This window comes from Neiella litorisoli (assembly GCF_014773395.1).
Taxonomy (GTDB): domain Bacteria; phylum Pseudomonadota; class Gammaproteobacteria; order Enterobacterales; family Neiellaceae; genus Neiella; species Neiella litorisoli.
This window is the reverse complement of the sequence record NZ_JACXAF010000026.1, coordinates 46,213-69,978: the sequence shown is the minus strand read 5'-3', so window position 1 is coordinate 69,978 and position 23,766 is coordinate 46,213. Positions and strand designations below refer to the sequence as shown.

Below are 23,766 nucleotides of genomic sequence, written 5' to 3'. Positions count from 1 at the left end.
GTGCTGTGGCAAGGATGGCTCAAATTACAAGCCATCCTTGAAGGGTACGAATTAGCCAAGTCTCTTGAACTCTAAGATGTGATCAAGAGACAGGCGAAAGCGGGCTTTTTATTTCCATCGAAGCAACGATTAGCGCCGAGGTATGGAATCCACATCAAGCCACAGCTCTTGGCGGTCCAGTGGCGTGGCAGAAGACAGTAACGGGTTATCGACGTGAAACACGCGACGGCCTGCCATGTTGGCTTTATTCAATACATCTTGGATCACCGGAGAGCTATAAAACACCTGATCGAAACTGCCATCAGCAACGGCTCGCTCCAACCCTTGTGTTAACGCTTGCGCTAACTCAGTGTTAGCGCGATTGACAAAGAAATACATCGGTGCCCGATAAACCAACATCAACTCCTGTTCAATGGCCAAGTTAAGCGCCGCATACTGATTGACTTCATTCCATGGCTCGTGCACACCTCTTGGGTAATAGTCGAACCGATTGCCCTCCAGCATGTGAAACAAGCTTTCGTATTTCAGCGCGGTCACCACTGGTAAGCCCGCACCATCAAGAATTTTGGTATCTGGCCACAACGTGCCCTGACCCGCTTGCAACTGGGCCAGATCGCGCAGGCTATAAACGCCAGTGAATTTGTGCTGCTCATCAGCATTGATAATAAAGATACGGTTGCCAAGCAGACCTTTGAAGATAGGAATGCGGACAGGTAGGAATTCATTTTCTAGCTCACTGGATGTCATGGTCCAGTAAACATCAATTCCCTGCGTTTTGAGCTCTTCTCTGACTCGCGAATCAGAGTAAGTTTCTGAGGTGCCTTGGAGTTGATAATTGCCGCCCGATTTTTCCACCGCCAGCGACAAAATATCGATTATGTAGCGTTCTTGCGCAGCCTCCGATGCATTGTAGCGCAACGGCTGCGCAGCAAATGCTGTCGACAGGGTCGATAGCGCTAAAACCAGAAGTGATGTAACAACTTTCATGCTTGCCTCTTAATCTTCAGTCATCTTGCTGACGAATGAAGTATAGGCAACCTCAGAAATTTGGTTGTTGCACCAGCTTCAACTGGGGAGATGAAGGGCAATCAAGCTTGCAGCCAGCTAATCGCATCCGTTTGTTGTTCAACTGCAAATCGTTTTACAGGGCACGGTGTGGCCACGTTCACTAACTTAATCGCGTGGTTCACCCATTTGACATCACAAACCACCGCAATACGTTCAAAGTCGCCTAAATGCTTGATTCCAAGTTTCGCATCATCGATCAATGCGGCCGCCTCAAACCCTTTGAATTGACTACCTAAAATATAAAGAAACCGAACTTTCTCACCGTGAGCAAATGCCCGTTCTAGCTCCGGCCGAATAATATCCTGATAATCGGCTCTGGTAACCTCACCGACCGCTTCCATGGCAATTAAACCTGCCGGCATATCGTCCCGAACAATAATCATTGTGCTCCTCCTGAAAACAACTCATCGTACCAGTTAATTATGCGCCCATCTTATCGGCAGGTGTTAACCAAGATCAATAACTAAGTGCGCGCTCAAATCACAGAACCTATCAATGATTGACTACAACAAACGCCCAGGACAATCGGCGTTAGCGCGGCTCTTGGTAGTCGGAAACGCCGCGTATTTCCATAAAGGCATGGGGGTAAGCGACCGGCTTAAAGCCCACTCCTTTGTAGATGTCGTGACCGTCCGCTGTGATCAACAACCACTTTTGTAATTGAGGCAACTCAGGGCACTGGACGAATGCATCGACCATCCAACGCGCGATGCCTTTACCGCGAAAACTCGGCGCCACATACACATCAGCCAAGTAGCCAAAGCTAGCGTAGTCAGTCACGAGACGAGCAAAGCCTACCTGCTGATGGCGGGCATCTTCGGCAAATACCGACACACACCAAGAGTGGGTAATGGCTGTGCGCAGAATGTCAGCGGGAATATTTTCGCACCAATATTGTTGAGCCAATTGCCGGTGCAGCCAATCAAATTGAATTCGTGACGGATCGGAGGTGAGTTCAAACCCATTTCGACGTTGATACAAGCAAGGGGGGCTAAATGCCAACGCAATCATGATTACACCGAATGAAATGCTTTGTGATAGTGCAAGGTTTCGCCTTGCTCGAAGACTGGCGGCTCAATGCCAGGCGTTACTCGCAGAAGAAAATACTCTGGCGGCACCTGAAATTCACACTTAAGACCATATTGACTGGCCGCACCAAAACCAAAGCGGCCATACAACGAAGGCTCGCCAACAAGCACTTGCCATGGTGTTTGAGTAATGGCATCACTGGCTAGAGCAGCTTCAATAATTTGCAGGCCTAAGCCATTTCCCTGATAGCTGGGTAACACCCCGACAGGCCCTAATGCCGCGCCTGTAGGCAAGCTCGCAGCGCGACTCGAACCAGACAAAGTCACAGGGCTAAAAGCGATGTGGGCGACGGCCTTGTCTCCATCGGTGGTCACCAAAGAGAGCAACAGCTGTTGTTCTCGCCTGAGTCGGTGAACTAAGCGGCCTTCGTTATCGCGTCCGAAAGCCTGCCGATGAATATTGGTTATCGGGTTGTGATCGTCCGGTCGTTCTGGTTGAGTTACAAAACCCATGTAAAAGTCCTCTTACCCAGTGAGGGAAATAACCTTTCACCTGCGTAAAAGGTTAAACGACCGTTACAGTTTTACCGGACTTTAGTGGGATCAACAAGTTAGCGATTGGCTTTGGCTAATGGAAACAAGCGATAAAAGTTTTGAGTTGTGATCGCTGCCAGTTCTTCGTAACTGACACCTTTTAACGTCGCAATGTACTCTGCCACCTCTTTGACATAACCCGGTTGATTGGGTTTACCGCGATACGGTACGGGAGCCAGATAAGGGCTATCGGTCTCAACCAAGATCTTATCGAGCGGCACAGCTTGTGCTACTTGGCGCAGCTCTTCGGCATTCTTAAAGGTCACAATGCCACTAAAGGAAATGTAAAAGCCCAACTCCATGGCTGCTTGTGCCATTTCCAAGGACTCGGTAAAGCAATGCATCACCCCACCGACTCGGTCGGCCCCCTGCTCTTTTAAAATCGCGATGGTATCTTCGCGAGCATCGCGGGTATGAATAATCAACGGCTTGTTAAGCGCTTTGGCAACCTCAATGTGGTCACGAAACGATTGCTGCTGGAGGGCAATAGTATCTTTCGAGTAGTAGTAGTCGAGGCCAGTCTCGCCAATCGCCACAACGTCATCGTCAGCGGCCAGTTGCTGTAACAACGTCAAGTCGTATGGCTTGTCCAAATCCAGCGGGTGAACACCACAAGAGACTGACACATCGTCATATTTGGCGACCACATCACGCATGCTTGGAAATTCATCAAGCGTGACGCTAACGCACAACATGTGCTCAATATCGCGAGAACGGGCAAACTGGACCACATCATCCAAGGTTTCCCCTTCTTTAAACTTCAGACGATTTAAGTGGCAATGGGAATCAACCAGCATAATGAAACTCGATCGGTAATAGTGTTGGTGGTGTTGAATGATACGTGTTTGAGTAAGTACCGGATAGCCCTGCTTAGGACACAAATTAGATACAAAAAACGGGAGGCAAGCCTCCCGTTTTTTTAACAGCTTAAGTAGCCTGAACTTAATTCAGTGCTGCTTTCGCTTTTTCTACCAACGCAGTGAAGGTTGGTTTGTCAAAAACAGCAATATCAGCAAGGATCTTACGATCGATGTCAACAGAAGCTTTTTTCAGACCGTCGATGAAACGGCTGTAAGACATGCCGTTTTGACGTGAAGCCGCGTTGATACGGGCAATCCACAGTTGACGGAACTGACGCTTGCGCTGACGACGGTCACGGTAAGCATATTGACCTGCTTTAGTAACCGCTTGGAAAGCTACGCGATATACACGTGAACGTGCACCGTAGTAACCTTTAGCTTGCTTCAGTACTTTTTTGTGACGCGCGCGGGCGATCACACCACGTTTAACTCGTGCCATCAGTCATTCCCCTTATGCGTACGGCAGCATACGCTGCACTTGTGCAACATCACATTTCTCAACTTGGTGCTTACCACGAAGCTGACGCTTACGCTTGGTGCTCTTTTTAGTCAAGATGTGACGCAGGTGAGACTGCTTGTGTTTAAATCCGCCGTTACCAGTACGCTTAAAACGTTTGGCAGCGCCTTTGTTGGTCTTCAATTTAGGCATTGAATACAACTCCGCATTGTGATTAATAAAATAGTCATTAAGGCGAATAAAAGCGGCCCGCTCATCGAGCGGGCCGCTTCGATTACTTGTAAGCCCTAATTACCGCTTAGTTGGGGCGAGTACCATCACCATTTGGCGACCTTCAACGCGGCTCGGAAACGATTCGCATTGGGCCAGCTCTTCCAAATCAGTTTTAATCCGATTCAAAAGATCGATGCCAAGGTTCTGGTGGGCCATTTCACGACCGCGAAAACGCAGTGTGACTTTGGCTTTATCACCCCCTTCAAGAAAGCGACGCAGGTTGCGCAGTTTTACCTGGTAATCGCCTTCGTCAGTTCCAGGACGGAATTTAACTTCCTTCACCTGAATCTGTTTTTGCTTCTTCTTCTGCTCTTTAAGAGACTTGCTCTTTTCGTAGAGGAATTTACCGTAGTCCATCACTCGGCACACTGGTGGTTCAGCATTTGGGCTAATTTCCACCAAGTCCAAGCCAGCGTCTTCCGCAGCGTTCATTGCTTCTTGCAATGACACGATGCCCATTTGGTCGCCGTCAGGACCGGTTAAACGAACTTCTTGCGCACGAATGTGCTCATTAATCCGATGTGCGGCCTGCTGTTGCTGGCCTCTTCTTCCACCTTTAATAGGTTATTCCTCCACAGAATCAGACTTCTTGTCGGCAACATCTTTAGCCAACAAGGCGATAAAATCGTCCACTTTGAGTTTTCCGAGGTCTTTACCACGGCGTGTGCGTACCGCAACTTCGCCTTCTTCGACCTCTTTATCACCAACTACCAACAAATATGGAACTCGGCGCAAAGTGTGCTCGCGGATTTTAAAGCCAATCTTTTCATTTCTCAAGTCAGAAATAGCACGGAAGCCTGCTGAATTGAGTTTTTGAACGACAGAATTCACATAATCAGCTTGATTATCAGTAATATTCATCACGACAGCTTGCTTTGGCGCCAACCATGTTGGGAACAAACCGGCGTACTGCTCAATCAAAATTCCAATGAAACGCTCGAGTGAACCAAGAATTGCTCGGTGAATCATCACTGGCACCGCGCGTTCGCCATCTTCGGCAACGTAACTGGCTCCTAAACGCTCTGGCATTGAGAAATCGAGCTGAATGGTGCCGCACTGCCACGCGCGATCTAAGCAGTCATAGAGGGTGAATTCGATCTTAGGACCATAGAACGCCCCCTCGCCTTCTTGAATTTCATACTCAAGATTGTTGGCTTTAAGCGCTTCGGCCAATGCTTCTTCTGATTTGTCCCAAGTGGCATCATCACCAATACGCTGCTCTGGACGAGTCGACAATTTCACATCGATATCGTGGAAACCGAACGTTTTATAGGTGTCATATACCATTTCGATACAGGCAGTGACTTCCTGCTGGATCTGCTCTTCGGTACAGAACACGTGCGCATCATCTTGGGTAAAGCTACGAACCCGCATCAAACCGTGTAGTGAACCTGACGGCTCGTTACGGTGAACAATGCCGAACTCGGCCATCCGATATGGCAAATCACGGTAAGATTTCAGGCCCTGATTGAAAATCTGCAAGTGACCTGGGCAGTTCATTGGTTTCACTGCATAGGTGCGCTTTTCCGATTCAGTAGCAAAAATGTTGTCGTGGTATTTATCCCAGTGACCTGATTTCTCCCACATCGACACATCCATGATCATTGGTGCACGGATCTCTTCATAGCCGTATTTCACCAACTGCTCGCGCATGTAGCTTTCCAGCTCTTTGTAAATCGTCCAGCCATCGGCATGCCAGAACACCATACCTGGCGCTTCTTGTTGCCAGTGGAACAGATCGAGTGTTTTGCCAATTTTGCGGTGATCACGCTTCTCAGCTTCAGCCAGCCGTTGCAAATAAGCTTTAAGCTGCTTTTTATCAGCCCATGCGGTGCCATAAACACGCTGCAACATTTTGTTGTCACTGTTGCCACGCCAGTAAGCACCGGCAACACTCATCAGTTTAAAGTGGTGACAGAACTTCATGTTTGGCACGTGTGGTCCGCGGCACATGTCGACATATTCTTCGTGATGATACAAACCAGGACGGTCGTCTTTAGCGACGTTCTCATCGAGGATTTCCATCTTGTAGGTTTCACCGCGCGCTTCAAAGGCATCACGCGCTTCTTGCCAGCTCACTACTTTTTTGATCACGTCATAGTTGGTTTTAGCCAACTGCAACATGCGTTTTTCCAGCTCGACCAAATCATCTTCAGTGATGGGATCTTCGCGATCAACATCGTAGTAGAAGCCTTTATCAATCGTCGGACCAATCGCCATTTTGGTATCTGGCCACAATTGCTTGATGGCATGGCCCAGTAAGTGGGCACAAGAGTGGCGGATGATTTCCAAACCGTCTTCATCTTTTGCCGTGATGATTTCGATATTGGCGTCTTCAGTAATGAGATCAACTGCATCGACGCGACTACCATTGACACGACCAGCGATGCACGCTTTGGCCAAGCCTGGACCGATGTCCATGGCAATATCCATAATCGAAACTGGTTTGTCGAAACTACGTTGAGAACCGTCTGGAAGAGTAATTACAGGCATGTGTTTTCCTACAATACAGTGGTGACCCATACCAAGGGCCACTTGCTATTTCTGTAAATTAAAAGTGCAAATAAAAAAGCCCCATAAGGGCTTCTTAGAAAAAATGTCGTGTCCGTTACCAATCGGACCGAGCAATGATATGTGATTGCGCCGCATGTGCCAACCACCATCAAAAGAATATCCAACACTCTGGCGTAAACCGTCTATAAGTTAATGCATCGAATTCACTCGAAAATTCATTGAGTTTCAACATTATTTATTTTTGCGCTGCCCCAAGGAGAGAACACAATGGCTGCAACCGTTAACTTTATTCGCCGACTCATCTTAGTTTTTATCATCGCCTTACCGGTGCTCGTGGTCACCAAAGCCAATGCCGAGAGTCCCATTCTCGATCGAGTATTGGACCGAGGTGTGGTTAAGGTTGCCATGACCGGCGATCAACCACCATTTAATGTCGTCAGCCGCAGTGGCATGTTCATTGGCTACGATGTCGATTTGGCTCAAGCACTGGCGAATGCCATGAATGTCGAACTGGAGATCATTAAGGTGCCATTTCCGGAGCTCATTAGTGCCGTGCAAGCAGGTCGCGCCGACATGATCATTTCAGGCATGTCGATCACCTCCCAACGCTCTAAGCAAGTGAGTTTTGTTGAGCCTTACATGGTGTCAGGTAAATCATTGTTAGCCACCAGCGAGCGCATGGCACAGCTTGAGCAGGATGGCGGTTTTAATCGCTTAGGAATTAAAGTCGCGGCACTGAAAAGCTCAACCAGTAAGACCTTGGTACAGCTAAATATTCCGAAAGCGGAAATTGTTGGCGTGAACAATTATGAAGAGGCCATTAAGCTGATCCGAGAACGAAAAGTCGATGCGCTATTTGCCGACATGGCCATTTGCAAGCTCGCCGTATTACGTAATCCCAACGATGACTTTGTGACACTGCAACGACCGCTGTCAATGGAACCCATTGGCGTTGCCCTGCCCCATGGCGATTTGCACTTTTTCAACCTAGTGCGCAATTTCATGGTGTCTTACGAGCGCGTCGGTTTAATGACCAAGCTTCGCAGCAAGTGGTTTGATAACGGCGAATGGCTTGCCCAACTGCCTTAATTGTTGACTAGCGGGGCGCAGCCCCGCTTTTTTCTTACCCCCGCAAGCTTTCGCTTGATGCTCCGATCCCAGCTGGTTAGACTGCAACGACAATAATTAGTGCCGAACACCATGAGCGCGAAAAAAAATCACGACCAGCTCCACCTGTTTGATGTTCCCAATCCGTGCCAAGGCATTTGCCAAACTGGCGAACGAGGTTATTGCATTGGTTGTTTTCGTAAGCGAGAAGAGCGCTTTAGTTGGCAACAGTTTGATGATGCGCAAAAGCTCTACGTGTTGAGGTTGTGTGAGCAACGTCGCAAACGGGCACAAAAGAAACAGGCCGAGGACGCATCCACCACCTCATCCCACAACCCAAACGGCGGCTCACAAACCTTGCTATAGCGCCCCACTTGCTCGCCTTTCCTCGTTCCATTGCCAACAATTAACTAAAAAACCAGATCTGGCTAACGATCATTTAACCATTTAAGCCAGAAAAATCACGTATGATGAATGCAAGTTAATGTGTACACGGAGGTATAAAACAACAGACCCACTGCGTTATGCAGTAGTTACTCAGAGTTAATTGTTTTAAAAATGCCTTTATTTCGTTCCAACCGATTTCTTGCCCTACTCTTGCTAGCCATGCTCACCACTGTCGCACTAATGGCTGGTTATCCCGAACGTTTTCAGTTCAGTGAACAACTGATTCCCGGCGAAAGTTACCGCCTCGAAGTGCAGTCCGATCAACTGATTGGCGGCAACAGTGAAGCGCGCTGGCTCGATGAAAACGAGAAACAGGCCATGGAATGCCAATTTTCAACCCAATCGCCTCACCCTTATTGCATTATGCAAGTCTATTTCGCTGAACAGCCAAATGTGGGTAAAGATTTAAGCATCTTTCAGGACATGCTGATCGATGTCGACTACCAAGGACCAAGCCAAGAGCTTCGGTTATATTTTCGCAATTTCGGCGCCGCTTATTCGAAAAACGACGATTTTAATAGCCTTAAGTACAACATGGTCGATCTGCCCGTTGAAGAGCTACATGAACCGATCGTGGTCAAAATGGACGAAATCAAAGTGGCCGACTGGTGGGTACTCGAAAAACACCTGCCGCGACATGCCCGCCACACTGACATTGACAACGTGATTGCCATGGGTATTGAGCTCAAGTCGTCAGTTGATGGCGCCGTCGAGCATCTTCGAATCAATCAGTTAACCCTGCGCGGAACCTATATTAGCCGCGAGCAGCTATACCTTTACATTATTATCGGCTGGGCCTTTATTCTGGTGTCCGGCGTCATGGTGGTGTTGGTAGAACGGTTTAAAGACAAAGCCACGGCGATTCAAAAATTGACCCACTAGGCATATGAACTGAAACAAAGCTCACAACTCGATCAACTAACTGAAGTACTAAACCGTCGCGGCGTATTGAACTTTTTCAGCCGCTATCAACAGCAAGATAAATACTCAAAAATCTACTCACTGTTGCTGTTCGACGTCGATCACTTTAAGCAGATTAATGACCAATATGGCCATTCAGATGGTGACCGAGTATTGCAACAACTAGCGAAAAACCTCAAATCCATGATCCGAAATCAGGATGGCTTTGGTCGCTGGGGCGGTGAGGAATTCATCCTGCTCTGCCCGGGGACCAATCTCGAGCAAGCCCTCAAAGTTGCCGAAAAGATCCGCTTGATGATTAGCGAGCACAACTTTGAATTAGAGCCGAGCAAGCAAGTCACCGTGTCTATCGGTATTAGTATCAATAAGCTATCGACCCCAATAGAAGTAGCCATTGAGCGCGCCGATAAAAACCTCTACGCAGCCAAAGCCAATGGCCGAAATCGCGTTCATTATGAGGTTGAAAAACATTAATCGTGTAACGGCTCAGCGATTCTCGACGGCTCAGTGAAGCGAATAAAATCCGGATGCGCAAGCGGCCGGCTGTACCAAAAGCCCTGTATGGCATCACAATCAAATTGTGCCAACATGTCCAATTGCGCTTGCGTTTCGATGCCCTCCGCCAGCACTGATAATTTGAGGTTGCGGGCCATCTGACACAAGCTTAGGACGATGGCCTGATCATCAAGGTTGTGCTCAATATTACGAATAAAACTGCGATCAATTTTAAGCTTATTGACCGGAAACTGCTTGAGATAGGCTAGTGAAGAGTACCCGGTACCAAAGTCATCAATAGCCAAAGAAACCCCCAGCTCTTTGAGTTGGTTGAGTACCAATATACCGGCGTGCTCATTATCCATAATGGTGCTTTCGGTGATTTCCAACTCAATCGCCGAAGCTGGAATTTGGTATTGGTTTAATAGCTGCTCAACCCGAGCGCTAAAGTCACTTTGTAAAAACTGTCGTGGCGAAATATTAATGGCGACCACCAAGTCCACTAAGCCTAAGCGGCGATACTCAGCGGTCATCATGCAGGCCTGTTCCAGCACCCAATCGCCAATGGCTAGGATCAAGCCCGTTTGCTCAGCGACAGGAATAAATTCTGCTGGGGAGATAAATTCGCCATCACATTGCCAACGCAATAATGCTTCGGCTCCTTTGAGGGAGCCATCGGATATTGCCATCTGTGGCTGCATGTAAAGGCTGAGTTGCTGTTTATCGATGGCTTGTTCTAACTTGAGCGCAAGATCGGCTCGGCGGGCGTGGGCTTGGCCCACATCAATATCGAAATAGCTAATGGTGTCGCCACCTTTACGCAACGCTTGATCGGCAGCAATTTTGGCATCGAGCAATAAGTCGTGCCCTGTCCGGCGTTGCGGCGCATGCTCGGTAATGCCCAGTTGCACCTGTATCCGCATTTGTCCCAACGCCGTTGGCACGGGTGCTTGGAAGCGGCTGGCAATGTGTTTGACCAGAAATTGTAATTCCGGCGCGGCAGTTAAATGAGCCGCCAATACTGCAAAGCTGCCATCAGCGATGTGATACAAAGTCGCCTCTAGTGGCACCGCTTGTTGGGCCGAATCGAACTGCTCTATCAAGGCTTGCGTCACGCCTTCGATGCAAGCACTGGCGCCGTTGAGGCCATAATGTCCCTGCAATTGGCCCATTTGCGCCACTTCAATCAACACCAAACTAATCCCTTGGGAATTGCTCATCGCGCGATTGATATCGTCATTGAATCGCAAGCGGTTAAACAAGCCGGACTGATCATTACGGTAAGCGCGATCCATCAATTGCATTTGAGCCCGCTTTTGCTTGGAAATATCTTTGACGTGAATATCGAACGCAGCCATATCGGCAAGCCAGTGGATCTCGTAGCTAAAATAGCGATCGGCCAGCTGATGCTCATGACGATGGTTATCCAGTGGATTATTTCGGGCATCAAACAGTTGTTGTCCCAAATCGGGTGACAGCAGTTGCAGCGGATCATTGGCCTGATCAAATTGTTGTAACACCTGAGCACTCGCTGGATTCTGGTAGAGCACTTCGCCACGCTCACCAAGGCTCAATACCGGATTAGGGTTACGCTCCGCAAACAAAGCCAACCGAGCATTGCTATCGCTCAATAACAAATAGCGTTTGACATAGCGGCCCAATGCGATCGCCATCAGCAGCACCGCTATGCCGTAAATCACCACGGCAACAAACATTTGCGCCAAAGCCTGTTGGCTTTGTTGATAGCCTTGGTTGACCTCGCCTGTGATGATGGCATTGAGTTGACTGAGTAAGGGTAAAATGTCGCGGCGCTCATCACTTAACTGGCGCAGTTGAGCACGTGCCAAATCCCAATCAATTGGCCGCTCTTTGAGATTGTCGTGGAGTTGGCTGGCAATCCGCTCAATATCAGCCAGATGCAACCGCACTGGGATCACCCGTTGCTCACCGGCATACATCGCCAACGTATCCAACGCGGACGCCAATTGCTCTGCGACCGTTAACGCTTCATTGCTATATAACGCACTATCAACGGTTGCATAGTATTCATACAGCAGGCGTTCATGCTCGCCCAGTAAGTGATCGATACTATTGCTGGTCTGTAGCACGGGTAATTGATTGTCGACCAGCCGAGTCGAAATACCTCTCAGGCTATCCACCGACCAATAGACATATGCCGACAAACCAAGGCCAATGGCCAGCACAAAACCATAAATGAGATTTGCTTTTAAGTTCAGACGCTGGGAACTGACAATCATGTTTTACCCCTTGAATACTGCTCCGTGTTGACTAGGGTCTGTTGACCATAAAGTCGCTCAAAAACATACAGAAAAGATCAACAGACCCTAATAAGAACGGCGTATTGGTAAAAAACTTCCAAGGTGTTCTCATCTACCGTGACAAACGGACCCGTAATGTGGCCCATCTAGACATCGGACCAGTTATACTGTTACCGTTGTCATCCTGTTTTGCTCGTTAAACCAATCAGATGCACATAGACCAACTATTCAGCCAGCTCGATGAACAACGTCATGCTCAAGGCGACAACACACCAGCGACCTTGACTGTCAGCCGAGATTGGGCGCAGGGCAGAACCTTATTTGGTGGCTTGTCAGCCTCATTGGCTTACCGCGCAATCGAGAATCAGTTAGCATCGCCGCGCATGCTTCGCTCGTTTAACACCAGTTTTATTGGGCCAATCTACCCGGAGCAACCCTTTACTATTGAGGCGGAAATCCTCAGAGAAGGCCGCAATGCCACGCAAGCAGTCGCCCGAATCATTCAAGACGGCAACACGGCGGTCATGTGCCAAGCGGCATTTGGTGTTGCCCGCCCCTCCAAGATTGCGGTGCAAGACCGGCGTAAACACAACATGATGGCGCCAGCAAAAGCCAACTTCATCCCGCAAATTCCGAAAGTTACCCCTAAGTTTTTGCGTCATATGGATCTAGCCAAGTGCGATGGCGGGTGGCCGTTTACCGGTCGCAAAAGTCATCATGTTGGCGGCTGGATGCGCTTTAAAAAAGCGCCAACAAAGCTAACCGACGCCCACTTAATTGCGCTAATCGATGCTTGGCCACCAACCATACTGCAAATGCTCAAGTGGCCTGCACCCGCCAGCACCATGAGTTGGAATGTGGAGTTTATCCACCCTCATCGCCCCATGAATCCGGATAACTGGTTTGCCTATCAGGCCAGCACTCGGCAAGCAGCCGATGGTTATGGCCATACCGAAGCGGATATCTACGATAGTTACGGCGAGTTAGTTGCAATTAGCCGGCAGGTTGTCACTGTATTCGACTAGAACTCCTTAACCATTTGTTTTTCATGGTTTATCTAGCTTGGTAATTGATCGGATACATTGCTATGTTGTATGCCAGTGTGGGTGCTGAGTTTTAATGGATGCTCAGCGCCACTTTGTCTGCTGTTCAAAAACAGGTAACTGCGTTGATGTTATTGCAACGATTAACCCTACATTTGTTGGCACTGTGTTGTTTATTGAGTTTGGCTCTGCCAGCCCAAGCCTACAGCTCGGGGCCGCAACAACATCCCCATATTGAAGTAGAGCTGGTAGCCGAGCATTCAGTTTGGGCGCCCGGCACCACACAATGGCTTGGTCTCGCGATGCGGCCGGAAAGCCACTGGCATACCTACTGGAAAAATCCGGGCGACAGTGGCATCCCAACGGAGCTTAGTTTCACCGTTGTCGCAACCGAAGCCAACGGCGACTCATCAACAGCGCTTCAAGTGGGCGCCATCAACTGGCCGACACCACAACGCATTGTCATATCGGACATCACTAACTTCGGCTACTACCACGACTCGCTATTGATGGTCGCCGTTGAATTGCCAAGCACTTTAACGGCAAATGAAATCACTATTGAACTGAGCGCTTCGTGGTTAGTTTGCAAGGAAAGCTGTATTCCCGGTGATGGCACGTTCAAACTCTCAGTACCGCTAGCCGAGCAAGCCACTCTCAGCCCTTTTGTCGACTTATTCGCACACACCCGAGCTCAGCTACCGCGTCTTGCTCACTCGAGCCAACTTCGCTTCAACCTGCATCCTACTGATAGCGACCAGATCCGTTTTCAGCTTATCCCTAGCGAGGATGATGCGCTGCCTTTATCGCCATCACTTGAATTATTCTCGGCCGATGAGCAGCTGATTGCGGCAGCAGCGAAACCAATTTGGCAACAGCTGACCAGCGATCAGGGCGAGACATTCTGGCAAACCGACATTGCCACCAGTGACTACTTTTACCAATTACCGACTGCCACAGATATTGTCCTGGCAGCACCGAAGACAGATGGTTCACTGCAGGGTTTGGCAATCAAGGCTCAGCAGAGCACGTTATTGACCAGTCCGTCTGCTGCTGATTCCGCTTCGTATGAAGCGCAACAGTCACTCGCCATGCTCATGCTGATGGCTTTTGTCGGTGGCGCGTTGCTCAATTTAATGCCTTGCGTGTTTCCCGTTCTGTCGTTAAAAGCCCTCAGTCTGGTTAAGTTATCCGGCAAAGCCGCATCTCAAGCTCGCCTGCACGGCATGCTTTACGCCGCGGGGATTTTGGCATCCTTATCGATTCTCGCGCTGGTATTAACCCTGATGAAGCAAGCAGGCGCAGCCATCGGTTGGGGCTTTCAGTTACAAGATCCAACTTTTCTTGCCGTGCTAAGTGTGTTGATGGTGTTAACGGCCGCCAGTTTGCTCGGTGCATTTGAAGTTGCAGGCAGTTGGATGTCGCTTGGTAGCGAGCGTTTATCGCGCGGTGATGGTTTAGCCTCGCTGCTGTCTGGTTGTTTAGCGGTGGTGGTCGCCAGCCCTTGCATGACGCCGTTAATGGCTCCGGCTTTGGGCGTAGCATTGACGCTTCCCCTATTCAGTATGTTTGCTATTTTAATGGCCCTTGGGCTGGGCTTAGCGATGCCGATTTTGGCCCTCACGCTGCAACCGAAACTGATTGCCAAAATGCCGAAGCCGGGCCCTTGGCTGGAAACCTTCAAACAAGCGCTAGCCTTTCCACTATTGCTCACCGCCTTGTGGTTACTGTGGCTACTGCAACAACACGATCCAACTTGGGTATTGCTGGTATTGGCGATACTGCTGCTGTTCAGTTTTTGTTGGTGGCTTAAGCTTCGCCACTACCGCAAATCAGCAATTGCCATATTGCTCGTTGCAGTGGCCTCGGCTTTACTGGTAACTCAGCGACCCGCATCAGATGATGCGGGTATCGGCGCCATCGGCCAGCCCTATTCGCCGCAACTGTTAAGTCAGCACCTGAACCAAGGCCAAGCCGTTTTCGTTAACATGACGGCAGACTGGTGCCTAACCTGCAAGGTTAATGAGCGGGTCACCTTTAGCCAAGCGTCAGTCGCCGCGCTGTTTACGCATCACAACATTCATTATGTGGTGGGCGATTGGACCCATCGTGATGCCGCCATTAGCGAATACTTGGATCGTTTTAACCATGCTGGGGTGCCGCTGTACGTGCTCTATAATCGAGATGGCGAGGCGTTAGTGCTACCTCAAATATTGTCACCAAGCACCATGGCTGAATACGTTGAACAGCATCTTTTAGGGCAGTAACCGTTTGTCACGAAGAGATTTATCTACCCAAACAACAAAGGAAAGCAAACTATGTCAAGGTTAAAGAAAGTTACCCAATGGCTGCTTGCCGCCGCCGTTGCGGGCTTGAGCATGTCGGTCCATGCAGCCGTTAAAATCAATCAAGCAGCCCCCGACTTTGCACTAGCGAGCGCTGCTGGCGAGACCGTCAAATTAAGTGACTATCAGGGTAAATATGTCATTTTAGAATGGACCAATCACGACTGCCCTTTCGTTAAAAAGCATTACAGCAGTGACAACATGCAAAGTCTGCAAAAGAAATATACTGGCCAAGGCGCAATTTGGTTGTCGATTATTTCATCTGCACCGGGCAAACAAGGTTACGTTGATGCGACCGCAGCCAATAAGCTGACGACCGATCGTGGTGCGGCCCCGACACATGTGTTGTTTGATCCTGACGGCAAGGTTGGTAAGCAGTACGGAGCCAAAACCACGCCTCATATGTATGTCATTCAACCCGACGGCATACTGGCATACGCGGGCGCCATTGACAGCATTAAATCGACCGATCCGGCAGATATTGCCACTGCAACCAATTACCTGACCCAAGCCATGGATGAGTTAGCTGCCGGTAAAGCAGTATCTCAGCCTCTGACCAAGCCTTACGGCTGCTCGGTCAAGTACAAGTAAATCAGGACGGTATCAGGAGCAAAATGCTATGATGCTGTGCTCCTGATACCGACCAGCAGATTGAGCACCAACTAAGCCCACTACTGCTGCTAAACCAACATGTGCAGCTAAACCAACATGGCCACTTTCATTACCCTTTCGAACAATGTATCGCTAGCTGACTGGGAAGTTGAATTAACCGCAATCCGTGCCCAAGGTGCCGGCGGCCAGAACGTCAACAAAGTTTCGAGCGCTGTCCACTTAAGGTTCAATATCGCCAACTCCTCTCTGCCTCCCTACTACAAAGAGCGACTGCTGAGCTGTAACGACCAGCGCATTACCAAAGACGGTGAGGTCATTATCAAAGCACAGCAATTTCGAACACAGCAGCAAAACAAGGAAGATGCCCTTGCGCGGCTCAAAGACCTCATCCTCCGTGCCACCAAGCCAATCAAAACACGGCGCGCGACAAAACCAACCAAAGCGTCACAACGAAAACGTTTAGAGCGAAAATCGCAGCGAAGCGAAGTCAAATCAATGAGAAAACGAATTGACTACTCTTGAGCTCAAATGACGGAATATGATTTTTTGTGAAATTATTTTTTCACCAAGAATCAATGACTTGAAAATGTGAAACCGGTATCTCAGTGATTCAAATCACATTTTCGGCTTCCTTTGACGCCTAATTGTTATTAACCTGATCGAGCAATGTTGCCAAAAAGTTGTTAGTTGAGGTGTATAACAATGTTACGAATCGCACTAATTGCATTGACGCTAGTTTCAGCTGACGCTGCAGCAGAACGTCAACTGGATGATATCTCGCCGTACTCTCATTATCGGCAAGCGAAACAATTCGCCGATCAAGGACAGTGGCAACAAGCCGTCGAACGTTACCGACAAGCGCAACAGTTGGTCAACGCGAGAATCGATCTGTCGTTATACCAACTCCGTGGTATCGGCGGATTCGACAGTGACCCGCAAGCAGCCACTGAGCGACTGACTAAAGAGGCGGAGAATGGCTCAGCAAGAGCCATGCTGATTTTAAGTAGTCTCTTTCAACACGGCCATTTTGGCTGTCCGATTGACATCAGCAAAGCACAAAAATATCGCTTGGCGTACCAACAAATCAGTCAGCAAAAACAGCTTGAGTTTGCGCTTAAAGCTGATGCAACAAACCGCGATAATGAACAGCGCAATAAATCAAATATCTAAAAAAAATAACCAACGGGGATATCGTCACAGTTTTGAGAATCAGTCGCGTTTTCAATTGATCTAGATCAGTTTTTGAAGGCAGCAAGGCAACGACAATTTGCCTGCACTTTAAAAACAAATGGATAACATAATGAAAACAACAATTCTTGCTGCAGCGGTATCTTTGGCCTCCCTTGGAATAGCATCATCAGCGCTGGCGCATCAAGCCGGTGATATTATTGTCCGCGGTGGTATTGTCCACGTTTCGCCAGACGACAGCTCTGGCAATGTTCATGTTGAAAGCTTGGGTGACACCGGTATGACCGTTGGTGTCGATAGCAACACTCAGATCGGCCTCAACTTCGCTTACATGTTTGACAACAATTGGGGCATCGAGTTGTTGGCTGCAACCCCGTTTACCCATGACGTTAACCTGCAAAACTCTGCGCTTGGTTTAGGTGATGGTAAGCTTGCTGAAGTTAGCCACCTGCCGCCGACACTGTCCGTGCAATATTACTTCGGTGGCCCAGAATCTAAGTTTCGCCCATACGTGGGTGCCGGCTTGAACTACACCATCTTCTTTGATGAGCAATTCAAAGGCAGCCGTAAAGATCAGGGCTTTAATTCACTTGATTTAGACAGTTCATTTGGTTGGGCGGCGCAAATTGGCTTAGATTACAAATTGAACGAAAAATGGCACTTGAATGGCCAAATCCGCTACATCGACATTTCCACCGATGCCAATTTCAAAGTAGGCGAACTGAAATCGAAAGTTAGCGTTGATATTGATCCGTTCGTGTACATGGTTAGCGCAGGTTACACCTTCTAATTTGCTCGCTTGCCACGATCGAAAAAGCCGTCATGATGACGGCTTTTTTGTCTGTCCCAGTCCCTGTTCATGAACTGGGGTTAGGGCAAGCAGGCGTTATTTTTCGACTAAATCTGACGGGATTTCTTGTTGGTGAGCCTGCCACAATAAACCACTTTGCCGGCCATATTCGCGGACGGCAACAACCGCATCGTTATGGCGCTTGGTTTCAGTAATATCTTTCAGCTTGCGATAAAACTCGCGGGCGGCTTCACGGCTGTCAGGATAGCTAAAGTGATGGCCACCAATACGCATCGACAGGTTACGGAAGCCATTGAGGATCAACACATAAATCGGGTTGCCTGACTCGCGCGCCATGGTTTGATGCAATTCATAGTCAGCATTGGCAAACGCGGTGCCGTCATCTTCAGTATTGAGCGCTTGATCGAGGGCATCGATAATGGCTTGCGGCGCAGCTTTAATTGCCGCACGCATGTAGATCGCAGAGATGTTAGTCCGAGCCGACAGCAGATGCTTAACCAGATCGGGCATGCCATCTTGGTCTAGGCGCGCCAGCGTCATCAGAATGTTCAGGCCGGAAGTCTCCCAGAAGTTATTCACTCGGGTCGGTTTACCGTGCTGAATGGTGATCCAACCGTCTTGCTTTAAGCGCTGCAGCACCTCTCGCAAAGTCGTACGAGTCACACCAATTAATTCCGACAACTCTCGCTCGGCGGGCAAAATAGTTCCCGGCGGGAAACGATTGTTCCATATCGAACGAACGATATACTCTTCGGCAAATTCTGCGGGGTTCTTTGCCTGGATGACACTTTGATCATCCACGTTTCCTCTGCGGTCTAAATGAGACAAGCCTACTCCACCCATGTCAGCATAAAATCGACTCATCATACCAGAGCAGCTAACACAGCAACAAGCCGTTAAACGACATCTTTTATTGCTGGCAATTTGTTTAAAAATTAACCATTACGTGATCTAACTTGGCTATTCCTGTTGAAAAATTACGAAAATTAAACCGGTTTATTGTAAGGATAAGATACAATCGGATCAGCCCCACAATTTAACAAATATATTACAAATTAGGATGACTTCTACTATGGCAAGTTCCATTCAAAAGGCCTTCTTTGCGAATTTCCTGGGCAATGCACCGCTCTGGTATAAGCAGGCCATTCTGCTGTTTTTGGTGGTTAACCCCATTGTCGCTAGCGTCGACCCATTTGTCGCGGGTTGGCTGCTGATTGTCGAATTTATTTTCACCCTTGCGATGGCGCTAAAATGCTATCCATTGCAACCCGGTGGCTTACTAACGATCGAAGCAATTATCATTGGTCTGGCATCGCCAGATGTGGTGATGCATGAAATCGAAGCCAACATCGAAGTCATTTTGTTGCTTATTTTCATGGTTGCCGGCATTTATTTTATGAAGCAACTATTGTTGTATATTTTCACAAAATTGCTGGTTAAGGTTCGCTCCAAAGCCTTACTGTCGCTTTCATTCTGTTTTGCAGCGGCATTTCTCTCGGCATTCCTTGATGCTCTGACCGTGATCGCGGTGGTCATCGCCGTAGCGACCGGCTTCTACGCTATTTACCACAAAGTCGCGTCGGGCAAGCAAGCCGAGCACGATCATGACCACACCACTGACGATGAGCTAAAACAGCAGCATCGCGAAGAGCTCGAAGCATTCCGCGCGTTTTTGCGTAATCTGATGATGCACGCTGGCGTTGGTACGGCCTTAGGTGGCGTATGTACCCAAGTGGGTGAACCGCAAAACTTAATCATTGCCGCAGCTGCCCATTGGGATTTCATTGAGTTCTATTTGCGTATGGCAGCGATTACTGTGCCGACACTGATTTTCGGTCTCCTCACCTGTTTCGCGTTGGAGAAATTGGGCTGGTTTGGCTATGGCGCGCAACTACCGCCAGCGGTTCATCAGATTCTCGCGGAATTTGACAAGAAAAGTGATGAAGAACGCACTGCCAAAGACAATGCAGCGCTGGTCGTTCAAGGCCTGATTGGTGTTTGGCTAGTGATTGCCCTCGCCCTTCATCTTGCTTCGGTCGGTTTAATCGGCTTGTCGGTTATCGTACTGGCGACCGCCTTCACCGGCATTATCGAAGAACATCGCCTTGGTCATGCGTTTGAAGAAGCGTTGCCGTTCACGGCATTGTTGACCGTATTCTTTGCCGTTGTCGCGGTTATCATTCAGCAAGATTTGTTCGCCCCAGTGATCAGCTATGTGTTGTCGTTTGATGGTCGCGAGCAGCTATTCGGGGTATTTGTCGCCAACGGTTTGCTGTCAATGATTAGTGACAACGTCTTTGTTGGCACCGTCTATATCACCGAAATGGTTGATGCCTTGAAAGAAGGTGTGATTGACCAAGATCAGTTCTACCTGCTGGCGGTTGCCATTAACACCGGTACCAACCTGCCAAGCGTGGCGACTCCAAACGGCCAAGCGGCATTCTTGTTCCTGCTGACCTCGGCCATTGCGCCGTTGATTCGTTTGTCATACGGTCGCATGGTGTGGATGGCACTGCCGTATACCATCGTATTGGTTATCGTCAGTTTGTTGGCAACCGAGTTCCTGCTGATGCCGGTGACCGACTGGATGTACGATGCCGGATGGCTCACTCACCACAGTATCTTAGATGCTGCGCCTGCAACTGGCGGCCATCATTAGCTAGCACAAGCCAATAAATAACACATAAAAAAAAGCTTCCTTCGGGAAGCTTTTTTTATGACCCGAATTCGATTGTCCTTGATTTCCTCATTCGACTGTCATTATTGTTCTAGTCTTTGTTCATCGACAATTCATCGAATATTCAGCTTTCCTCTATTAGACTGATAATTAAATGGAAACATTGAAGGACCAGTAATGCAAAATTCAAACATAACGAACTTTCTCAAGCTGGAGTCGGCTGGCGGGATTATTCTCGTGGTCGCAACGGTGCTAGCACTGATTGTCGCCAACTCACCGTTAGCTGGGTTTCGAGAAGGCCTTTTAGCTATGCCGCTGGCCATTCAAATTGGCCAGCTGGATATCGCTAAACCTCTCCTTTTGTGGATTAACGATGGCCTGATGGCAATCTTCTTCCTTCACGTGGGTCTCGAATTAAAACGTGAATTTATGGAAGGCGAACTTAACGAAACCTCCAAAATCATCATGCCAGCCTTTGCTGCAGTTGGCGGCATTTTGGTGCCTTCGGGCATTTACGCCATGATGAACTGGGGTGATGCCGAAGCGATGGGCGGATGGGCCATTCCAGCGGCAACCGACATTGCATTCGCCCTGGGCGTGTTGAGTTTGCTCGGTAAACGCGTGCCATTGGCATTGAAAATCTTCTTATTGTCACTGGCGATTCTTGATGACATTGGCGCCATTCTCATTATTGCGGTGTTCTACAGCGGTGATCTATCCACCACAGCCTTTGTGGTCGCTGGGATCTCGTTAGCGGCACTATTCGGCCTCAACCGCATGAAGGTGGTGAACTCGTCAATCTACTTAACGATAGGTTTTATTCTTTGGTGGGCAGTACTGAAATCGGGCGTTCATGCGACGTTAGCCGGAGTTGTGTTGGCGTTTTTCATCCCAATGCGCGATCCAAATAACCCGGATTACTCGCCTGCAAAAGAGCTGGAACACAACCTCCACCACACCGTGGCCTTCATTATTTTGCCGATCTTTGCCTTTTCCAACGCCGGCTTACCGCTTCTCGGTTTAACCATGGAGCAGACACTGCATGCCGTGCCTGTCGGCATTGCCCTTGGCTTAGTGCTCGGTAAGCCAATTGGCATCATGCTGTTCAGCTGGCTGGCAACTGTCATCGGTGGCGCCAAGCTGCCGGATAAAGTCACCTGGATGCAGATTTTCGGAGCATCGATCTTGTGCGGTATCGGCTTTACCATGAGTTTATTCATCAGCTCACTGGCATTTGAAGCAGGAGCTGGCGACTATGGCTTTGATGAACGACTGGGTATTTTGCTCGGCTCACTAATCGCTGCCGTGGCCGGATATTTTGTCCTAAACAAGGTGCTACCGAAAACACCGCAGCAATAATTCAGTATTGCTTTTAGATATGACGAAGGCCGCTGTGATCAGCGGCCTTCTCTTTGGTAAATATCATCTATGGTTAGTCATCTTCTTTACTACACTGCAGATGACTAAAGCGGTCACGCAGTTCGGCACAGGCACAACCGGCATCCGAGGAATGGGTTAAGGCATCAAAAGCCGTCCAGTACTGGTTGGTATAATCATCGATTTCAATCAAAATTTCATGGGCTGCCGGTTTGTCTTCTCTACCGGTTGTTTGCCACAAACAGCAATTGCCCATACTACTACAGGCCTGTTGCTGGGCTGAAAAGGTCACCACTTTATCGTCTGCAGAACCAACAATGACCACTGGAATTTTAATTTGGTCGAGGTGGCCTTTGGCATCCTCAATCGAACGGAATGCCGCCTTGACCCAGTCAATGGTTGGGCAGCCTAATCCTAAGTGATGTTTCGGGTTGTGCGCTAAGCTCTGTTCAACCCAACAGCTTGCTTGGGCCAGATGATTGAGATTGTTGGAGTAAAGCAATGCGCGCTCGGGCTTTTCTGGTAACGACACGATGCCGCTTTTGATTGCCGAGCAGGCATCTTGGTCAAGGTAGCTTTTCCAGACAGGCTGGCTGCCCGGTGCACAGGATTGGCCCCAGCCTGCCCAATGAAGAAATCCGACAAACTGCCGCGTTAGCCAAGTGTTGGCTTTAATACCCATCATTGGTGATGAAAACTGCGCGCGATCGAAAACATTGTGATGTTGCTGCAAATAACGCAAGCCAATATGGCCGCCCATCGAATGGCCCATCAATAGCTTCATGCCGGTTTGCTGTTCTGGCTGGACGATTTGTTGAATGAAGGCATCCAAGTCAGCCAGATAAATGGCGAAGTCCTCAATGTGACCCGGCTCGGAATGGCGCAGCTGGCGCTCCGACAGTCCCTGCCCCCGCCAGTCAAAGGTATACACATCAAAGCCTTTTGCCAGCAACTCGGTATAGGCTGGCAAATTCTTTTCGATGAACTCGGTTCGGCCGCTGGCGAAAACCACCAAGCCCTTGCGAGCTTTTGTTGTACGCCAAATACCATAACGAATGGTTGCGCCATTGAGCTCGGTGGTAGTCAGTTGTTCTGGGATCGGCGTTTGTGGCGCAAACTCAGCAACATGTGCTTTAAATCCGGCAAGACTGCCATCGTAACCAAACGCCGGAGCATTCAAGCTAAGGAGCACGCCAATTAAAGCGGCGACGCAAATACATTTATTCATGAACAGATTCCCTATTAACTGGCTGGGTACAACATTCGCTCACTAAAGCGGCACTTGGGCAAATTCACGGCGCTTTTGCTCACAATGACGCTCAAAAACATCTAATTGGTATGGTGTTAAAAACTGAGCCAATTCGCTCAATAACTGCTGTTTGATTTGTTTTTTGCTGTCACTCGTCACCGAGTCAGCGGCAGGTATTTGCTTCGCTTGATGCCTCGCTTGCTCCACTAGCATGACAAAACGCTCGCGCTCTGGGCCCTGTAATCCCATTTGGTTGGCTACTTGGTATAAATCAGGGTGTGGCGTTGGCCAGAAGTAAAGCGTCATCGCCAGTGCAATGATTGATGTCAGTAAGATGTAAGCGGATGCTTTGGCGTTTGCTAAACGGTTTGGAGCTAACTGGTTGACCGTATCCATGGCGTCGTTATTCCTTAGTGCAGTGTCG

General features: G+C 48.9%; 25 protein-coding genes. 12 read left to right on the top strand and 13 right to left on the bottom strand.

Translation table 11 applies throughout. The annotated features are described in order from the left end of the window. Window positions 1-129: 129 nt before the first annotated feature. The 9 genes from IC617_RS16545 to thrS all read right to left on the bottom strand — a co-directional run bounded on the left by IC617_RS16545 (window position 130) and on the right by thrS (window position 6,773). Complete coding sequence (locus IC617_RS16545; protein ID WP_191146094.1) at window positions 130-987, bottom strand: transporter substrate-binding domain-containing protein; 858 nt, start codon at window positions 985-987, stop codon at window positions 130-132. Window positions 988-1,088: 101 nt separating this feature from the next. Next, window positions 1,089-1,451, bottom strand: a complete 363-nt coding sequence (locus IC617_RS16540) for a SpoIIAA family protein (protein ID WP_191146093.1) — start codon at window positions 1,449-1,451, stop codon at window positions 1,089-1,091. 148 nt (window positions 1,452-1,599) lie between these two features. Continuing rightward, window positions 1,600-2,079, bottom strand: a complete 480-nt coding sequence (locus IC617_RS16535) for a GNAT family N-acetyltransferase (protein WP_191146092.1) — start codon at window positions 2,077-2,079, stop codon at window positions 1,600-1,602. A 2-nt stretch (window positions 2,080-2,081) separates the two neighbouring features. Continuing rightward, window positions 2,082-2,609 (bottom strand): GNAT family N-acetyltransferase, encoded by a 528-nt coding sequence (locus tag IC617_RS16530; protein WP_191146091.1) that lies wholly within the window; start codon window positions 2,607-2,609, stop codon window positions 2,082-2,084. A 98-nt stretch (window positions 2,610-2,707) separates the two neighbouring features. Then, window positions 2,708-3,487, bottom strand: a complete 780-nt coding sequence (locus tag IC617_RS16525; RefSeq protein ID WP_191146090.1) for a TatD family hydrolase — start codon at window positions 3,485-3,487, stop codon at window positions 2,708-2,710. A gap of 145 nt (window positions 3,488-3,632) precedes the next feature. Continuing rightward, window positions 3,633-3,989 carry a 50S ribosomal protein L20 gene (rplT, locus tag IC617_RS16520; RefSeq protein WP_191146089.1) on the bottom strand — a complete coding sequence of 119 codons (357 nt, stop codon included), beginning with the start codon at window positions 3,987-3,989 and terminating at the stop codon, window positions 3,633-3,635. 12 nt (window positions 3,990-4,001) lie between these two features. Further along, on the bottom strand, window positions 4,002-4,199 hold the full coding sequence (gene rpmI / locus IC617_RS16515) for a 50S ribosomal protein L35 (RefSeq protein WP_087504852.1): 198 nt from the start codon (window positions 4,197-4,199) through the stop codon (window positions 4,002-4,004). 99 nt (window positions 4,200-4,298) lie between these two features. Next, a complete protein-coding gene (gene infC / locus IC617_RS16510) occupies window positions 4,299-4,841 on the bottom strand; it encodes a translation initiation factor IF-3 (RefSeq protein ID WP_191146101.1) in 543 nt (180 codons plus the stop codon). A 3-nt stretch (window positions 4,842-4,844) separates the two neighbouring features. Beyond that, the gene (thrS, locus tag IC617_RS16505) at window positions 4,845-6,773 is read right to left on the bottom strand and encodes a threonine--tRNA ligase (RefSeq protein ID WP_191146088.1); all 1,929 of its coding nucleotides are present in this window, start codon (window positions 6,771-6,773) and stop codon (window positions 4,845-4,847) included. 288 nt (window positions 6,774-7,061) lie between these two features. On the opposite strand from thrS, the gene IC617_RS16500 reads away from it, so the two are divergent. The 4 genes from IC617_RS16500 to IC617_RS16485 all read left to right on the top strand — a co-directional run bounded on the left by IC617_RS16500 (window position 7,062) and on the right by IC617_RS16485 (window position 9,743). Further along, on the top strand, window positions 7,062-7,883 hold the full coding sequence (locus IC617_RS16500) for a substrate-binding periplasmic protein (protein ID WP_191146087.1): 822 nt from the start codon (window positions 7,062-7,064) through the stop codon (window positions 7,881-7,883). A gap of 111 nt (window positions 7,884-7,994) precedes the next feature. Next, the gene (locus tag IC617_RS16495) at window positions 7,995-8,267 is read left to right on the top strand and encodes a DUF1289 domain-containing protein (RefSeq protein ID WP_191146086.1); all 273 of its coding nucleotides are present in this window, start codon (window positions 7,995-7,997) and stop codon (window positions 8,265-8,267) included. Window positions 8,268-8,459: 192 nt separating this feature from the next. After that, a complete protein-coding gene (locus IC617_RS16490) occupies window positions 8,460-9,230 on the top strand; it encodes a hypothetical protein (protein WP_191146085.1) in 771 nt (256 codons plus the stop codon). Window positions 9,231-9,239: 9 nt separating this feature from the next. Further along, window positions 9,240-9,743 (top strand): GGDEF domain-containing protein, encoded by a 504-nt coding sequence (locus IC617_RS16485; protein WP_191146100.1) that lies wholly within the window; start codon window positions 9,240-9,242, stop codon window positions 9,741-9,743. On the opposite strand, the gene IC617_RS16480 is transcribed toward IC617_RS16485, so the two are convergent. Beyond that, window positions 9,740-12,022: a putative bifunctional diguanylate cyclase/phosphodiesterase gene (locus IC617_RS16480; RefSeq protein WP_191146084.1), complete on the bottom strand. Its 2,283-nt coding sequence runs from the start codon at window positions 12,020-12,022 to the stop codon at window positions 9,740-9,742. The two genes, IC617_RS16485 and IC617_RS16480, sit on opposite strands and share 4 nt — an antisense overlap. Before the next feature lie 230 nt (window positions 12,023-12,252). On the opposite strand from IC617_RS16480, the gene IC617_RS16475 reads away from it, so the two are divergent. The 6 genes from IC617_RS16475 to IC617_RS16450 all read left to right on the top strand — a co-directional run bounded on the left by IC617_RS16475 (window position 12,253) and on the right by IC617_RS16450 (window position 18,018). Next, entirely contained in the window at window positions 12,253-13,068 is an 816-nt protein-coding gene (locus tag IC617_RS16475) for an acyl-CoA thioesterase (RefSeq protein ID WP_191146083.1), read from the top strand. Between the two features lie 146 nt (window positions 13,069-13,214). Further along, window positions 13,215-15,350, top strand: a complete 2,136-nt coding sequence (locus IC617_RS16470; RefSeq protein ID WP_191146082.1) for a protein-disulfide reductase DsbD family protein — start codon at window positions 13,215-13,217, stop codon at window positions 15,348-15,350. A 51-nt stretch (window positions 15,351-15,401) separates the two neighbouring features. Then, complete coding sequence (locus IC617_RS16465) at window positions 15,402-16,019, top strand: thioredoxin family protein (protein ID WP_191146081.1); 618 nt, start codon at window positions 15,402-15,404, stop codon at window positions 16,017-16,019. A 117-nt stretch (window positions 16,020-16,136) separates the two neighbouring features. Further along, window positions 16,137-16,562 carry an alternative ribosome rescue aminoacyl-tRNA hydrolase ArfB gene (gene arfB / locus IC617_RS16460; RefSeq protein WP_191146080.1) on the top strand — a complete coding sequence of 142 codons (426 nt, stop codon included), beginning with the start codon at window positions 16,137-16,139 and terminating at the stop codon, window positions 16,560-16,562. A gap of 180 nt (window positions 16,563-16,742) precedes the next feature. Further along, a complete protein-coding gene (locus IC617_RS16455; protein ID WP_191146079.1) occupies window positions 16,743-17,210 on the top strand; it encodes an SEL1-like repeat protein in 468 nt (155 codons plus the stop codon). 130 nt (window positions 17,211-17,340) lie between these two features. Continuing rightward, the gene (locus IC617_RS16450) at window positions 17,341-18,018 is read left to right on the top strand and encodes an OmpW family outer membrane protein (RefSeq protein ID WP_191146078.1); all 678 of its coding nucleotides are present in this window, start codon (window positions 17,341-17,343) and stop codon (window positions 18,016-18,018) included. A gap of 96 nt (window positions 18,019-18,114) precedes the next feature. On the opposite strand, the gene fadR is transcribed toward IC617_RS16450, so the two are convergent. Continuing rightward, complete coding sequence (gene fadR / locus IC617_RS16445; protein WP_191146099.1) at window positions 18,115-18,882, bottom strand: fatty acid metabolism transcriptional regulator FadR; 768 nt, start codon at window positions 18,880-18,882, stop codon at window positions 18,115-18,117. A 229-nt stretch (window positions 18,883-19,111) separates the two neighbouring features. On the opposite strand from fadR, the gene nhaB reads away from it, so the two are divergent. Beyond that, window positions 19,112-20,698 carry a sodium/proton antiporter NhaB gene (gene nhaB, locus IC617_RS16440; protein WP_191146077.1) on the top strand — a complete coding sequence of 529 codons (1,587 nt, stop codon included), beginning with the start codon at window positions 19,112-19,114 and terminating at the stop codon, window positions 20,696-20,698. A gap of 195 nt (window positions 20,699-20,893) precedes the next feature. After that, window positions 20,894-22,075, top strand: a complete 1,182-nt coding sequence (gene nhaA / locus IC617_RS16435) for a Na+/H+ antiporter NhaA (protein WP_191146076.1) — start codon at window positions 20,894-20,896, stop codon at window positions 22,073-22,075. Window positions 22,076-22,148: 73 nt separating this feature from the next. Here nhaA and IC617_RS16430 read toward each other — a convergent pair whose 3' ends face one another. Together IC617_RS16430 and IC617_RS16425 are read right to left on the bottom strand one after the other, a co-directional pair. Further along, window positions 22,149-23,321, bottom strand: a complete 1,173-nt coding sequence (locus IC617_RS16430) for an alpha/beta fold hydrolase (protein ID WP_191146075.1) — start codon at window positions 23,319-23,321, stop codon at window positions 22,149-22,151. 42 nt (window positions 23,322-23,363) lie between these two features. Further along, on the bottom strand, window positions 23,364-23,738 hold the full coding sequence (locus IC617_RS16425; RefSeq protein ID WP_191146074.1) for a hypothetical protein: 375 nt from the start codon (window positions 23,736-23,738) through the stop codon (window positions 23,364-23,366). Between the last annotated feature and the right edge of the window lie 28 nt (window positions 23,739-23,766).